This window comes from Belnapia arida (assembly GCF_016773205.1).
Lineage (GTDB): Bacteria > Pseudomonadota > Alphaproteobacteria > Acetobacterales > Acetobacteraceae > Belnapia > Belnapia arida.
In genome coordinates this window covers 92,686-107,211 of record NZ_JAETWB010000014.1, presented here as the reverse complement: position 1 = coordinate 107,211, position 14,526 = coordinate 92,686, and the positions used below count along the sequence as shown (strand labels likewise).

Annotated in this window: 11 protein-coding genes; 8 read left to right on the top strand and 3 right to left on the bottom strand. The window is 68.5% G+C overall.

Annotation, left to right across the window (positions count from 1 at the left end; all coding sequences use genetic code 11):
• From JMJ56_RS21220 to JMJ56_RS21185, 8 genes are all read left to right on the top strand, one after another.
• Positions 1 to 1,011, top strand: a complete 1,011-nt coding sequence (locus JMJ56_RS21220; RefSeq protein WP_202833770.1) for an ABC transporter permease — start codon at positions 1 to 3, stop codon at positions 1,009 to 1,011.
• A complete protein-coding gene (locus JMJ56_RS21215) occupies positions 1,011 to 1,850 on the top strand; it encodes an ABC transporter permease (protein WP_236038169.1) in 840 nt (279 codons plus the stop codon). Before JMJ56_RS21220 ends, JMJ56_RS21215 begins: the two co-directional genes overlap by 1 nt.
• Positions 1,850 to 2,833, top strand: a complete 984-nt coding sequence (locus JMJ56_RS21210; protein WP_202833769.1) for an ABC transporter ATP-binding protein — start codon at positions 1,850 to 1,852, stop codon at positions 2,831 to 2,833. Before JMJ56_RS21215 ends, JMJ56_RS21210 begins: the two co-directional genes overlap by 1 nt.
• A complete protein-coding gene (locus tag JMJ56_RS21205) occupies positions 2,830 to 3,831 on the top strand; it encodes an oligopeptide/dipeptide ABC transporter ATP-binding protein (protein WP_202833768.1) in 1,002 nt (333 codons plus the stop codon). The genes JMJ56_RS21210 and JMJ56_RS21205 overlap by 4 nt, the downstream gene beginning before the upstream one ends.
• Before the next feature lie 20 nt (positions 3,832 to 3,851).
• On the top strand, positions 3,852 to 5,624 hold the full coding sequence (locus JMJ56_RS21200; protein WP_202833767.1) for a hydantoinase B/oxoprolinase family protein: 1,773 nt from the start codon (positions 3,852 to 3,854) through the stop codon (positions 5,622 to 5,624).
• A complete protein-coding gene (locus JMJ56_RS21195) occupies positions 5,611 to 7,644 on the top strand; it encodes a hydantoinase/oxoprolinase family protein (protein WP_202833766.1) in 2,034 nt (677 codons plus the stop codon). Before JMJ56_RS21200 ends, JMJ56_RS21195 begins: the two co-directional genes overlap by 14 nt.
• Before the next feature lie 11 nt (positions 7,645 to 7,655).
• Positions 7,656 to 9,050 carry a M20 family metallopeptidase gene (locus tag JMJ56_RS21190; RefSeq protein ID WP_202833765.1) on the top strand — a complete coding sequence of 465 codons (1,395 nt, stop codon included), beginning with the start codon at positions 7,656 to 7,658 and terminating at the stop codon, positions 9,048 to 9,050.
• A gap of 924 nt (positions 9,051 to 9,974) precedes the next feature.
• Positions 9,975 to 10,493: a septal ring lytic transglycosylase RlpA family protein gene (locus JMJ56_RS21185; protein ID WP_202833764.1), complete on the top strand. Its 519-nt coding sequence runs from the start codon at positions 9,975 to 9,977 to the stop codon at positions 10,491 to 10,493.
• A 57-nt stretch (positions 10,494 to 10,550) separates the two neighbouring features.
• Here the strand turns inward: JMJ56_RS21185 and JMJ56_RS21180 are convergent, their stop codons facing one another.
• The 3 genes from JMJ56_RS21180 to JMJ56_RS21170 all read right to left on the bottom strand — a co-directional run bounded on the left by JMJ56_RS21180 (position 10,551) and on the right by JMJ56_RS21170 (position 14,215).
• Entirely contained in the window at positions 10,551 to 11,054 is a 504-nt protein-coding gene (locus JMJ56_RS21180; protein ID WP_202833763.1) for a YciE/YciF ferroxidase family protein, read from the bottom strand.
• A gap of 667 nt (positions 11,055 to 11,721) precedes the next feature.
• Positions 11,722 to 13,593, bottom strand: a complete 1,872-nt coding sequence (locus JMJ56_RS21175; protein WP_202833762.1) for a glycoside hydrolase family 15 protein — start codon at positions 13,591 to 13,593, stop codon at positions 11,722 to 11,724.
• Complete coding sequence (locus JMJ56_RS21170; protein ID WP_202833761.1) at positions 13,586 to 14,215, bottom strand: SDR family oxidoreductase; 630 nt, start codon at positions 14,213 to 14,215, stop codon at positions 13,586 to 13,588. Before JMJ56_RS21170 ends, JMJ56_RS21175 begins: the two co-directional genes overlap by 8 nt.
• Positions 14,216 to 14,526: the final 311 nt, after the last annotated feature.

The following is a 14,526-nucleotide window of genomic DNA, read 5'->3' as shown; positions in this document are numbered from 1 at the left end:
ATGGCGGGTTTCGTTCTGCGGCGGGTGCTGCTGGTGCTGCCCTCGCTGCTCGGCCTGCTGATCGTCTGCTTCCTGCTGATCCGCATGGTCCCGGCCGATCCGGCCGTGGCGCTCGCCGGCGACAATGCCACCCCGGCGCAGATCGAGGCGATCCGCCGCAGCTATGGTCTGGACCAGCCGATCCATGTGCAGTTCCTGCGTTACCTCGAGGGCGTGGCGCGGCTGGATTTCGGCCAGAGCCAGTTCTCCAGCCGGCCCGTTGCGGAGGACATCGCTCAACGCCTGCCGGCCACGCTGGAGCTGACCATGGCGGCGCTGCTGATCTCGGTCGGCCTCGGCGTGCCGCTCGGCGTACTGGCTGCGGTGAACCACAATCGCTGGCCGGATTTCGTGCTGCGCGTGGTCTCGGTGGCCGGGGTCGCCATCGCGGCCTTCTGGCTGGCCATCATGCTGCAGATGCTCTTTGCCATGCAGCTGGGCTGGCTGCCCTTGCGCGGGCAGCTCAGCGCCGGGCTGACGCCGCCCCCGGGGCCCACCGGCTTCCTGCTGCTCGACAGCCTCCTCGTTGGCCGCTTCGATCTGTTCGCGGACGCGCTGCGGCATCTGGTACTGCCGGCCGTCACCCTCTCCCTCGGCGGGTTGGCGACGATCACGCGCTTCACCCGGGCGGGCGTGCTCGACACGCTGCAGAAGGACTTCGTCTTCTACGAGCGCGCCTCGGGCTATGCGCCGCGGCGGCTGGTCTGGATCTACGTGCTGCGCAACTCCGTGGCGGCGACCGTCACGCAGATTGGGCTGCTCTTCGGCGGGCTGATCGCGGGGGCTGTGGTGGTCGAGTCCATCTACGACTGGCCCGGCATCGGCAGCTACACCGTGCAGGCCATCCTGACGGCTGATTCGAAGGTGATGCTGGCCGTCACGCTGCTGGTGGGGCTGATCTATGCGGTGGTGAACATCCTGACCGATGTGGCGCACGCCCTGATCGACCCGCGGCTGCGGGACCGCGCCTGATGCTCGTCCTCCGCAAGTTCCTGCGCGACATACCCGCCGTCCTCGGCGCCGTGATCGTGCTCGGCGTCGTCCTGTTGGCGATCTTCGGCCCCTGGATCGCGCCCTATCCGGAAGATGCCGCGGCCTCCCATCTGCTGCGCCGGCTGCGGCCGCCTAGCGCCGCCTTTCCCTTCGGCACCGACAATCTCGGGCGTGACATCCTCTCGCGCGTCATCCTCGGCGCGCGCGGGGCGCTGAAGGTGTCGCTGGCGGTGGTGGGTGCCGCCATGGCGATCGGCGTGCCCCTCGGCCTGGTCGCGGGCTACGGGCGGGGCATCCTCTCCGAGGCCATCATGCGGGTCACGGATGTCTTCCTCGCCCTGCCGCAGTTGATCCTCGCCCTGGCCCTGGCGCAGCTGCTCGGCCCCTCGGTCGAGAGTGCGATGCTGGCGCTGGCGCTGACCTACTGGCCCTTTTTCACCCGCATCGTGCATACCGAGACGCAGCGGCTGCGCAACGCGCTGTTCGTGGATGCGCTGCAGGGCATCGGTGCTTCGACGCCGCGCATCCTGTTCCTGCACATCCTGCCCAACATCCTCTCGCCCATCATCGTGCGCGCCACCATCGGCCTCGGCTTCACCATCCTCGTCGCGGCCGTGCTGGGCTTCCTCGGCATGGGCGCCACGCCGCCCGACCCGGATTGGGGCCTGGCCGTGGCGCAGAGCCGGAGTTACCTGCCCAATGCCTGGTGGTTCGCCACCTTCCCCGGCCTCGCCATCCTCGTCGCCGTGCTGGGCTTCAACCTGCTGGGCGACGGGCTGCGGGACCTCGTCGACCCGCGCCTGCGGCGGTCCCGCTGATGGCCATGCCGGTGCTGGAGGTAGAGGCGCTGCGCGTCGCCATCCGCGGCGATGAGGGGATGGCGCGCATCCTCGACCACATCGCCTTCCGGCTGGAGACGGGGCGCATCCTCGGTGTCGTCGGCGAATCCGGATGCGGCAAGTCCACGCTGATCCGCACCATCCTCGGCATCCTGCCGCGCGGCGCGCAGGTCGGCGGCGGGCGGGTGATGTTCGAGGGCGAGGACCTGCTCGCCTTCTCCGAGGCCGAGCTGAACCGGCAGGTCCGCGGCAGCCGCATCAGCTTCATCCCGCAGGACCCGTATCTTGCGCTCAACCCGGTCTTCACCGTGGGCGCGCAGCTGCTGGAGACGATGCGCCGCCACCGCCACGGCACGCGGCAGGACCACCGGGCGGAGCTGGTGCGCCTGCTGCGCCGCGTGCAGCTGCCGGATGCCGAGGCGGCGCTCGACCGTTATCCCCATCAATTCTCTGGCGGCCAGCGGCAGCGCCTGCTGATCGCCGCCGCTCTTGCCTGCGCGCCGCGGCTGGTGGTGGCGGACGAGCCGACCACGGCGCTCGACGTCACGACGCAGCAGCAGATCCTGCTGCTGCTGCGCGAGCTGGTGGAGGAGACCGGCGTCTCCATGCTCTTCGTCACCCATGATCTCGGCGTGGTGGCCGAGCTCTGCGACGACCTCTGCGTCATCTATGCCGGGCAGTCGGTGGAGACGGGCCTGGCGCGGGCGGTGCTGGGCAGCCCGATGCATCCCTATACCCGCGCGCTGCTGGCCTGCCACCCGGACCGTTCGGAGGGGTTCGTCGGCATCCCCGGCGCCGTGCCCTCGCCGCTGCGCGCCCCACCTGGCTGCCGCTTCGCGCCGCGCTGCCCGGAGGCGCGGCAGGGCTGCCCCGCCCGTGCGCCGCAGCCGCGTGCCGCCGCGTCGGGGCGGGCGGTGGACTGCATCCTCTACGATCCGGTGCCCGTGGAGGCCGTGTCGTGACGCCGATCCTTGCGCTGCGCGACGTGGCGGTGAGCCTCGGCGGCCGCAGGCGATGGCTGCGTGCCTCAGTGCCGCCGGTGCAGGCCGTGCGCGGCGTCAGCCTCGACCTGGCGGAGGGCGAGATCCTCGGCGTGGTGGGCGAGTCCGGCTGTGGCAAGACGACGCTGGGGCGGACCATGCTCGGGCTGCAGCGGGAAAGCCGCGGCGAGATCCGGCTGGACGGCGCGGTGGTGAGCGGGCTCGACCCCCGCGCCGCCCGGCGGGCGCGCAACGCCGTCCACTACGTCCACCAGGATGCCGGCGCGGCGCTCGATCCCTGGTGGAGCATCGGCCGCACGCTGGAGGAGGCGCTGGCGGTGCAGGGCGTGCGCGACGCGGCCGAGCGCCGGGCGCGGATCGACGAGGTGCTGGCCGCGGTCGGCCTGGATGCCAGCGCGCGGCCCCGCTACCCGCATGAATTCTCCGGAGGGCAGCTCCGCCGCGTGGCCCTGGCCCGCATCCTGGCGCTGCGGCCGCGCGTGGTGATCCTCGACGAGCCGACCTCCGGCCTCGACATGTCCGTCCAGGCCATGGTGCTGAACCTGCTGACAGAGCTGCGGCGCCGCTACGGCCTGACCTACGTCTTCATCTCCCACGACCTCTCCGTGGTGCGGCGCTTCTGTGACCGGGTGGCGATCATGTATCTCGGCCGGGTGGTGGAGCTGGCCTCGGCCGCCGAGGTCTTCGCCCATCCGCGCCATCCCTATACCCGCGCCCTGCTTGCCGCCTCGCCGAGCCTCGCGCCGGAGACCCGGCCACGCGCCCCCGTGCCGCCGGGCGAGCCGCCCAGCGCCGCACGCCTGCCGCCGGGCTGCGCCTTCTCGCCCCGCTGCCCCCATGCCCAGCCGCGCTGCCGCGAGGTGGACCCGGCGCTGGAACAGGACGGCCGCGGCGAGAATGCCTGCCTGCGCTGGCGCGAGATCGCCGGCGCCGACGACCCCGCGATGCAGCCCGCCTGACCAATCAGCGAGGACACGCCATGGACCACGCCCCGCCCGCGCGCTGCGACGCCGTGACCCTCGAGATCGTGCGCGGCGCCATCCGCGCCGCCCAGGCGGAGATGGAGGCGCTGGTCGAGCGCACCGCCATGTCCGCCTTCATCCGCGAGAAGAAGGACTTCTACACCGCGCTCTTCGACGCGGAGGGCGTCATGGCCGTCGGCTCCAACGTGCCGGTCTTCGGCGACATCACCGGCCCGGTCTTCCGCCGCTTCCCGATCGGAACGATGCGCGAGGGCGACCTCTACTGGTACAACGACTGCTACGAGAGCGGCGGCGCGGTCAGCCATTCCAACGACCAGGTCTTCCTGGCGCCGGTCTTCCTCGAGGGACGGCGCGTGGCCTTCGTGATGGGCTGGGCGCATTTCGCCGATATCGGCGGGCTGCGCGCCGGCTCCATCAGCCCCGACGCCACCGACATCTTCCAGGAGGGCATCATCATCCCGCCGATGCGGCTGATCCGCGACGGCGAGGTGAACGAGGCTGCGTTGCAGATCTTCTACCGCAACTCCCGCTACCCGGGCCTCGTCCAGGGCGATGCGCGGGCGCTGATGGCCAGCGTCGCGCTCGGCGTGGCCCGGATGCGGGAGGTGGCCGCGCGCTTCGGCCCCGACCGCCTGGCCGATGCGCTGGCCCAGCTCCTCGCCCGCACCGAGGCGACGGTGCGCGCCCGGCTGCGCGAGACCTTCGCCGTCGGCACCCATAGCTTCACCGACCGCATCGACAGCGACGGCCACGGCAACGGCCCCTTCCGCATCCGCCTCTCCCTGACGCGGACGCCGGAGGACCGCTTCATCATCGACGCCACGGCGACCGACGACCAGTCGCCGGGGCCGGTGAATTTCCTGATGAACCGCGACGTGCCGGGCATGGCGCTCGGCCTCCTCTTCCTCGGCGGCGACCCGACCCAGGTGGTGAATGCCGGCTGCCCGCGCGCCATCGACGAGGTGCGGCTGCGGGAGGGCTCGCTGCTGCAGCCGCGCTTCCCCGCGCCGCTCGGCATGCGTGGGCTGACCATGATGCGCGTGCTGGCGGCGCTGAACGGGCTGGTCTCGGTGGCGGGTGGAAGGGCGCCGGCGGCGCATGCGGCCTATGTCATCATCCTGCTGCGCGGCATGGCGGCGGGCGCGCCCTTCCTGCTGAGCGACGGCATCGGCGTCGGCTACGGCGCGCGCCACGACGCGGACGGAATCGATGCCGTCTACTTCGTTGCGCAGGAGAATTTCCCGCTCGAGTTCCTCGAGCTCGAATACCCCGTGCGGATGCGCCATTACGGGCTGAACCGCGACAGCGGCGGCCCGGGGCGCTGGCGCGGCGGCTGCGGCGTGGTGCGCGAGTATGAGGTGATGGCGGAGGAGGCGGTGCTCTCCGTCCGCATCGACGGCGTGGAGAACCCGCCCTGGGGCGCCGATGGCGGCCTCTCCGGCGGCCCGGGCCGGGTGGTGCTGAACCCCGGCACGCCCGGCGAGCGCACGCTCCGCCCGCTCTCCGACGGCAACCGCTTCAAGCGCGGCGACGTGCTGCGCATCGAGACCGGCGGCGGGGGAGGGCGCGGCCATCCCTACGACCGCCCCGAGGCCGCCGTCCTCGCCGACGTCCTCGGCGGCATGGTCAGCCTGGAGGCGGCGCGCCTTCACTACGGCGTCGTCATCCGCGACGGCGCAGTGGACGCGCCCGCCACCGCCGCGCTGCGCGCCGACCGCCCCGCCACCATGGCCTTCCACCGCGGGAGCTACGCCGATGTCCTCGACTGAGATGCCCGCCCGCGACCTGCTGGTCGCCGTCGATATCGGCGGCACCTTCACCGACATCACCCTGCAGGACGCCGCCACCGGCCAGGCCTGGACGGCGAAGACCCCGAGCACTCCCGCCGACCCCTCGGAGGCCTTCCTCACCGGCGTAGCCCTGGCGCTGGAAGCGGCCGGCCTCCCGGCGCAGCGCATCGGGCGGGTGCTGCATGGCACGACCGTGGCGACCAACCTGATCCTGGAAGGGAAGGGGGCCCGCACCGCCCTCGTCACCACCGCCGGCTTCCGCCATGTGCTGGAGATCGGGCGGCAGGACATCCCGCGCGCCGCCAACCTCTACACCTGGGTCAAGCCCGCCCGCCCCGTGCCGCCGGAGCGGGTTGTGGAGGTGGCGGAGCGCATCGCCGCCGACGGCTCCGTCCTCACCCCGCTCGACGAGGCGAGCCTCGCCGAGGCCGTAGCGGCCTGCCGCGCGATGGGCGTGCAGGCCGTGGCCGTCTGCCTGCTGCACGCCTTCACCAACCCTGCGCATGAGCGCCGGGTGGCCGCGGCACTGCGCGAGGCCCTGCCGGATCTGGCCGTCACCGCCTCCTCCGAGGTGCTGCCGGTGGTCCGTGAGTATGAGCGCAGCCTCGCCACCATCCTGAACGCCCAGGTGATGCCCGCCGTCTCCACCTATGTCGGCCGGCTGGAGCGGCGGCTGGCCGCGGCCGCGATCGATGCCCCGCTGCTGCTGATGAAGTCCAACGGCGGCGTCGCCGGCGCGGCGGCCATCCGCCGGGCGCCGGCCGTCACCGCCCTCTCCGGCCCGGCCGCCGGCGTGGTCGGCGCGCGCGCCATGGCGGAGGCGGCGGGCTTCCCCGACTTCATCACCGTCGATATCGGCGGCACCTCGGCGGATATCTGCCTGATGAAGGGCGGCGAGGTCGCCCTGACCCAGCGCGGCCGCGTGGGCGACTGGCCGTTGCCCCTGCCCATGGTGGACATGGTGACGATCGGCGCCGGCGGCGGCTCCCTCGCCCGCGTGACGGCAGCCGGGGCGCTCGCGGTCGGGCCGGCGAGCGCGGGCGCCATGCCCGGCCCGGCCTGCTACGGCCGCGGCGGCACCCAGGCGACGGTGACGGACGCCCATGTCGTGCTCGGTCACCTGCCGCCCCGTCTGCTCGGCGGCCGCATGGCGCTGGACGTCGCGGCCGCGGAGGCGGCGGTGCGGTGCTCCGTGGCGGAGCCGCTGGGGATGGGCCTGCACGAGGCCGCGCGCGGCATCCTTGCCATCGCTGACAGCAACATGGTGGGCGCCGTGCGCGTGGTCTCGGTCGAGCGCGGGCACGATCCGCGCGACTTCGCGCTGGTGCCCTTCGGCGGGGCCGGGCCGCTGCATGGCTGTGCCCTGGCCGACCTGCTCGGCATCCGCACCGTGCTGGTGCCGCCCTCACCGGGCGTGCTCTGCGCCCAGGGGCTGCTGGCGGCCGACCTGAAGGCCGAGTTCAGCCGCAGCCTTCATGCCGGGGAGGCGGGTGACGCCGGCGTGGAGGCCGCCTTCGCCGCGCTCAAGGCCGAGGCGACAGCCTGGTTCGCCGAGGAGGCGGTGCCCCCCGCCGCCCGCCACACCCGCCGCGTAGTGCTGATGCGCTATGCCGGGCAGGGCTCCGAGCTGGCGGTGCCCTGGTCCGGCGCCGCGCGCGCCCCGGCCGCGTTCGGCGCCGCCCACCACGCCCTCTACGGCTTCGAGCTGCCCGGCACCGCGGTGGAGATGGTCACCCTGCGGCTGGAGGCGACCGGCGCCCTGGCCGGTACCATCACCGCCCCCCGCCCGCCCGGGACGGGCGCCGCGCCCATCGGCCACCACCGCGTGCATTTCGTCGGCGGTAGCCGGGACGCGGCGCTCTACGACCGCGGCACGATGGGCGCCGGCGACCGCCTCTCCGGCCCCGCCATCGTCACCCAGCTCGACGCCACCACCCTTGTGCCGCCCGGCTGGTCGGTGGAGATGGAGGCGAACGGCGCGCTGGTGCTGCGCCGCTAGGAGGAAGACGCATGACGCGGGACGCCGCCATCGCCGCTGCCACGGGCCTGCTGGACGACGGCACGCTGCTGGACTGCCTGGCCCGCCGCGTGGCCTTTCCCACCGCCAGCCAGGACCCGGAGAGCGGCCCGCATCTCTGGGCCTATCTTGAGCGGGAGATCGCCCCCGACCTGGAGCGGATGGGCTTCACCTGCACCATCCACCCCAACCCCGATCCGCGCGGCGGGCCCTTCCTGATCGGCCGGCGGATCGAGGACCCCGCCCTGCCGACGCTGCTGACCTACGGCCATGGCGACACGGTGCTGGGGCTGGATGCCGGCTGGGAGGAGGGCCTCTCCCCCTGGGTGCTGACACGGCGCGGCGAGCGGATCTACGGCCGCGGCATCGTGGACAACAAGGGGCAGTTCACCGCCAACCTCGCGGCGCTGGACGCCGTGCGCCGCATCCGCGGGCGGCTCGGCTTCAACGTGGCGGTGTTGCTGGAAATGAGCGAGGAGGTCGGCTCCCCCGGCATCGACGAGTTCTGCCGCGCCCACCGGGAGGAACTGGCCGCCGATGTGCTGATTGCCTCCGACGGGCCGCGGCTGGTGCCGGAGGTGCCGACCCTAACGCTCGGCACGCGCGGCGCCATCAGCCTGGACCTGCGCGTGCGGTACCGCGAGGGCGGGCACCATTCGGGCAATTGGGGCGGGCTGCTTGCCAATCCCGGCGTTCGGCTGGCTCATGCCCTTGCCAGCATCATCGACCGCAACGGCCGCGTGCTGGTGCGCGACCTTGTGCCGGAGCGCATCCCGGACAGCATCCGCCGGGCGCTGGCCAAGTGCCGGGTGGATGGCGGACCGAACGGGCCGAAGATCGACGAATGGTGGGGCGAGCCGGGCCTGTCCTCCGCCGAGAAGGTGTTCAGCTGGAACACCTTCGAGATTCTGGCCTTCAGCACCGGCCACCCCGCCGCGCCAGTCAACGCCGTACCGCCCGAGGCCTTCGCCCGCTGCCAGATCCGCTACACCGTGGACCGTTCGGTGGAGAGCTTCATCCCCGCCATCCGCCGCCACCTGGCGGAGCAGGGCTTCGACGATGTGAGCGTCGAGCAGGTGAAGGGCGGCGCCGAATGGGCCGCCACGCGGATGGACCCGGAAGGGCCCTGGCCGCTGCTCGTCGCGGAGTCGGTCCGTCGCAGCACGGGGAAGGACCCCATGGTCATCCCCAATGCCGGCGGCTCCCTGCCGAATGACAGCTTCGCCGTCACGCTCGGCCTGCCCACGATCTACATCCCCCATTCCTATAGCGGCTGCTCGCAGCACGCCCCGAACGAGCACGCGCTGTTGCCGCTGATGCGGGAAGGATTGGCAATTGCGGCTGGCCTCTTTTGGGATTTGGGCGAACGCGATTGGCCAAACCGCTGACGGCAGTGGCGTAGGCTTTGCTATTGGAAAGTGATCCTGATTTGCGGAGTCCATTGGTGTTGCACGGGGCAGCGAGATCCCAAGCACTGGCTTCTCGTTCCGCTGTGGGCGCCTGGTCCGGTACGACAAGGACATCGCGGACCCGAGCTACATCGCCATAATCGGCGCCGATTGGTGAGTAAGGCCCGGTATGGATGGAAGGCCATCGCAGGAGCCGAGCCAGTCAAGCGTTAGCGGCCAGGTGACCAGGTACCGGAAGGTGCTTAGCCATGCGATCTGCGCCGAACCCGCCGAGGCCTCAGCGCCGTGCCGGACACTGGTGGCCTTTGAACCGCCGTCCCAACACGAACGTCGATGAATCTCCCGCCCACCTTTGACGCCGCCATCGACGGTGCTGTGCTGGCTCCGTCTCTCGGTACCGCACGCGGCCTCGGAGCTTCAGCTCCCATCCACGAAGCGGCTAGCCTGGCGCGCCTCCCAGCCGTTACTGGTCCAGCATCGTCTCTGCCCTGGGTTGCCTGGCTAGCTCTGTGAGCGGCTTGGACGATGCAGCTCTTGCCGCTACGACACTCATCGACAGGGACTGGTTGTATCCATTGCTCACAAGCCCGGTCCAAGCGGTGGGAGGGTGTTGATCTCGTCGATCTTCTCGGCACGCATCGTTGCGATCCCCGTCGCAAGGTTCAAGCATCGAACGCCGAGGACATGGTGGGAAAGAGCTGTCGGCAAACCGCATGAGGTTACCAGCCATGCTCCCATGGTGAGAAAAGAGCGCCCTTGACACGAAGTCCGACAAAACCTTCTTGATCGATGAGTTGGCCAAAGCACTCCGAATGTCACCAGTGAAGTCGGCTGGAAGGCCGCATTTCGCCTACAGGTAATATTTCCAAGGAACGCTTCGCCTAGCTATGCGTCTTTGATGCCATGTTTGGCCCGGAGACCATCGTGCTACGGCTAGCCATCGTCATCGGGTTCTTGCTCATCCTGCCCGATGCTGCTTATTGCAACGAACCGGCTGTGGGTGCCGCCCAAGGAGAGGCGGCAGCCGTCGACCGTTCGGGACGCGAGTTGCGTGGCAAGGCTGCTATCTTTGCGCGTCATCTTGCAGGTAGGCGCATGGCCGATGGCGGTTTTTTCAATCCCGAGGCATCCGTCGTTGCCAGCAACACGTTGCCGCTCGGCGCGACGGCGAGAGTGACCAACCTCCAGAATGGTCAAGTGGCGATGGTGCGGGTACGCGATCGCATCTCGGGGACCGACGGGCGCATCCTCAATGTCAGTCCCAAAGTGGCAGAATTCCTGGGTGTACGCCGGAGCGGGGTTTTTCCGGTGGCGGTGGCGCCACTCGCAGTGCCGCAGGCAGATGGCAACATCCAACTGGGCTCGGGAACGGGTCTCGCCGGGCGGCGCGCCCATATTACCGGCAACCGCGACCGGCGCTGACGACACCGCACCGGTTGAATAATGGCGGCGATCGGAAGATCGCCGCCCACCCGAATGTCAGGCGGCCTTCCTGTTGACCTTGCTCTCGGCGATGGCCGTGAGCTTTTTGTCGGTCGCCTTTTCCTCGTCGAGCGTCTGCTGCAGCACATCAGCACAATCGTCGCGGCCAAGCTGCCGCGCGAAGGCGACCAGCGTGCCGTATCGGGTGATTTCGTAGTGCTCGATGGCTTGCGCCGAGGACAACATCGCGGCGTCAAGCACGTCCTTGTCGCCGACGTCAGACATCGTCTCGGTCGCTTCCTCGAGAATGCCGTCCATCGCCGCGCAGGTGACGCCTTTCACATCCTGGCCATGCATCTGGAACACCTGCTCCAGCCGCTTGATTTGGCCCTTGGTTTCCTCAAGATGCGTCTCGAACCCCTGCTTCAGCTCCGCGTCCGTCGCCTTTGCGATCATTTTTGGAAGAGACTTCGCAATCTGGTTCTCGGCGTAGTAGATGTCCTGCAGCGTATGGACGAACAAATCGTCCAGCGTCTTGATTGGCTTCGACAGCAAGCCCATGGCGCGTCTCCTTGGTTAGGGGCAGCCGGGACGGGCAACTGACGCCAGTCGCGGTCACAGCACAGAACGCCCACTCAGCGACGGGGTTCGATGAAGGCGTGGCCGAGGGAACGTCCACATCAGGCTGCCACGGGGCAACCGCGTCGGATCGCGCCTTTCGGCTGCGGCTCAAGGTAGCCTGTGATCGGTACCTGTGGCGCCTGCTGCTACTGCTATCGCATGGTCGTTCGAGGACCGCCCTGACAGGATGATGCGCGCCCAGTCCCTGTGGTCATGGGGGAAGTAGTCCGTAGAACAGAGCCTTGGTATTTCGCTGTGGTTCCGCAAGGCGCTGGCATCGCATGCGGCCAATCTGACGACGCGGGACATGACACCCAGTGTGAAGGCATTCTGGGCAATACCCGGCTCCACCGAAAGCCAATGTGTCCCCCGAGGGGGCCAAGGGTGTCAGCAGGGCACTCAAGCATTTCCCTGGTCTAGCACGTCGTCCTCTCGGCATTTGAAAGGATGGCACGGGGCAGGCGTCGGCTAGTTTGGCCGATCGAGCAATACGCGAACCGTGCAGCGCCTAGCCCCAGTGTCGGGCGGCTCAAACCGCCGACAACCATCTTCCGGAAACAACCGAGGACGGCGCCCGAGCAATATGGCGTCTCAACTCAACAATGGCTCAGGCTGGGCCCAGCTTCGCGTCAATGGCGCGACGCTGGGCTGGACCCTGGGTTAGGGTGAGGTTCTGCGCCGTATTGATCAGACCGATATGAGAAAAGGCCTGCGGAAAGTTGCCGAGCTGGCGGCGCGCACGCGGGTCATACTCCTCTGCCAGAAGACCGATGTCGTTACGGATACTAAGCAGCTGCTCGAAGATCTCCGTAGCCTCATCCTGGCGGCCCATCATCGCCAAGGCATCAGCCAGCCAGAAGGTACATGGCAGAAAGGCACCTTCCCCACCGACCAAACCATCAACGCCAGTCTCCGGCCGATAGCGTAAGACAAAACCGTCGACTGTCAGCTCGCGTCCGATCGCCTCCACGGTGCCGACGATCCGCGGATCTGACGGCGGCAGAAAGCCGACTGTCGGCATGAGCAGCAACGCGGCATCGAGATCGGTTCCGCCATAATGCTGGACAAAGCTGTTGCGTTTGGCGCTGAAGGCATTGCGGCAAATATCGTCATGGATTCTGGTGCGCAGGGTGCGCCATACCTCGACCGGCCCATCAAGACCGTACTGCTCGACGCCGGAGATCGCCCGGTCGACCCCGACCCAGGCCATCAGTTTCGAGTGGGTGAAATGCCGTCGTGGCCCGCGCACCTCCCAGATGCCACTGTCGGGCTCAGCCCATTTTTCGGCGATGAACTGCATCAGCACTGTCTGCATCCGCCACGCTTCGGCATCCGGCTCGACGGCGTATTTACGGGCGACGTGCAATGCATCCATCAGCTCACCATAGATGTCGAGCTGGAACTGCTCCTGGGCGCCGTTGCCGATACGAACGGGCCGGCTGCCTTCATAACCTTTCAACCATGGTAACTCCAACTCCGGCAGGCGGCGTTCGCCAGCCAGCCCATACATGATCTGCATCTCCTCTGGCCGCCCGGCGGCGGAGCGGAGCAGCCAGCGCCGCCATGCCACCGCCTCCTCGGTATAGCCGGAACTCAGCAGCGAGTAGAGGGTCAGGGTGGCGTCGCGGATCCAGCAGTAGCGATAGTCCCAGTTCCGCACGCCGCCTATCTCCTCCGGTAGCGACGTTGTAGGCGCAGCAACGATGCCGCCAGTAGGACTGTAGGTCAGCGCTTTGAGGGTGATGAGGGATCGCTGCACGGCGTCGGCCCAAGGTCCACGATAGGTGCATTTGGCCGACCAGTCGCGCCACCAGCGCACGGTACATTCAAGCAGCACCTCTGGGTGCTGAACCGCGGGCTCGGGCCGGTGCGACTTGTACCAGCACAGGGAGAACGGAACGCTCTGTCCCTCCCGTACCTTGAACTCCGCCGTGGTCGTAAAATCCCGGTTGGACAACTCCACTGGCGACCATAGTTGCAAGGCATTGGGTCCGGCGATGGCCTGAAGCCCGTAGGGGCGGCGTCGTAGCCAGGGGACGACATGGCCGTAGTCGAACCGGAACACCGCCTCCAGGCGCATCGACACCTCACCGCGGAGGCCACGCACGATCCGCACGACGTCAACTTCATCCTCGGTGGTGGGCAGCGGCATGAAGTCTGTGATGACGACCGCACCGGTTTCTGTCTCGAACTCGGTATCGAGGATCAGCGTACCGTCACGGTAACGCCGTGACACCGCGCGAATTTCTCCGGCCGGCGCGATCCGCCACCGGCCGTTCTCGGGCCCTCCTAGCAGTGCTGCGAAACAGGCGCCGCTGTCGAAGCGCGGTGCGCAGAGCCAATCAATCGAGCCGTTCCGGCCCACCAGCGCGGCGGTAAAGGTGTCCCCGATTAGCGCATAGTCCTCGATGCGCAGCGTCTCCGCCGCTGCATATAAACCTGACGGAGGCGGAGCAGCCTTCTGCTTTGCCTTAGCCATGTGCATGAAATCCGAGGTCCAAAAGGATGCCGCGTTTCACGGACAACGCCGTGCCGGTGACGTAGTCGGACGCAAGCCAGGCGGCAGCTCTGAAGACATCTTCAGATTGGCCGATGCGGCCATAGGAACTGAGGGCAAGCAGGCAGTTCAGCGCCTCTGGCATGTGGGTGACCTCGCCCGCAGTTGCCAAGTGTCGAGGATTGCGGACCTGCCGGCCGGGATTTTCGACGGCCTTGCGCGCGCCAAGGAACAGCCTGGTCAGGTCGATGTCGGGAACTATTTGCCACTGGTCAGGCGCCAATGCAGCCAAGCCTGCATTCCTCGGAAATCCAGCGTTGATTATCAGAATATCGAGGCGACCGAAGCGGCCGAGCAGCTTGCAAGGACACGGTTGGGCCTGCTCCTGGCGCGGCAGGCATGCCTGTAATGCGGCCGGTGCGCTGCCTGCTCGTTCGATAGCATGAGGCATCACCCCGGCACCCTCGGCGCTCGACACATCGTCGATTTCGATCACTGCCGTAGCAGCGGAAAGCACAAATGCGACACCGGCACCCATGCTGCTGTTGCCTGCGGTACCGAGGGTAAGTTGCCTTTCAAGCTGCCGAGACGTCTTCACTGGCATCGATGGCCTCCAGTACGCAGGAACACGCAACGAAACAGCAGCGCTGTAGTTGCACTCTGTGTACAGACAGGGCAAGTGTCGGGCTTGCACCAGCGACAGCACCCTTACGCGGTCTTCTCGGCGGTCAACATCTGGCGCACTCCGGCCGCCTAGCCAACTCTTGTCGTCAAGCCACTTCCAAGGCCTGTGTAATCCTACCTATCCGCTGGTCGATGCATTTTGTGAAATGGCACGGCGAAAGCCATGTTGCTAACGTATGTGTTTCCAAGATCTGTTGCCAGATGCCCGCCATATCCGCGACCTGATCATAA

Bases quoted from the DNA above. Each gene is read 5' to 3' on its own strand.
- JMJ56_RS21180 (WP_202833763.1), bottom strand. From the start codon at position 11,054: ATGGGCTTGCTGTCGAAGCCAATCAAGACGCTGGACGATTTGTTCGTC.
- JMJ56_RS21200 (WP_202833767.1), top strand. From the start codon at position 3,852: ATGGACCACGCCCCGCCCGCGCGCTGCGACGCCGTGACCCTCGAGATC.
- JMJ56_RS21185 (WP_202833764.1), top strand. From the start codon at position 9,975: ATGTTTGGCCCGGAGACCATCGTGCTACGGCTAGCCATCGTCATCGGG.
- JMJ56_RS21210 (WP_202833769.1), top strand. From the start codon at position 1,850: ATGGCCATGCCGGTGCTGGAGGTAGAGGCGCTGCGCGTCGCCATCCGC.
- JMJ56_RS21220 (WP_202833770.1), top strand. From the start codon at position 1: ATGGCGGGTTTCGTTCTGCGGCGGGTGCTGCTGGTGCTGCCCTCGCTG.
- JMJ56_RS21175 (WP_202833762.1), bottom strand. From the start codon at position 13,593: ATGGCTAAGGCAAAGCAGAAGGCTGCTCCGCCTCCGTCAGGTTTATAT.
- JMJ56_RS21190 (WP_202833765.1), top strand. From the start codon at position 7,656: ATGACGCGGGACGCCGCCATCGCCGCTGCCACGGGCCTGCTGGACGAC.
- JMJ56_RS21195 (WP_202833766.1), top strand. From the start codon at position 5,611: ATGTCCTCGACTGAGATGCCCGCCCGCGACCTGCTGGTCGCCGTCGAT.
- JMJ56_RS21215 (WP_236038169.1), top strand. From the start codon at position 1,011: ATGCTCGTCCTCCGCAAGTTCCTGCGCGACATACCCGCCGTCCTCGGC.
- JMJ56_RS21170 (WP_202833761.1), bottom strand. From the start codon at position 14,215: ATGCCAGTGAAGACGTCTCGGCAGCTTGAAAGGCAACTTACCCTCGGT.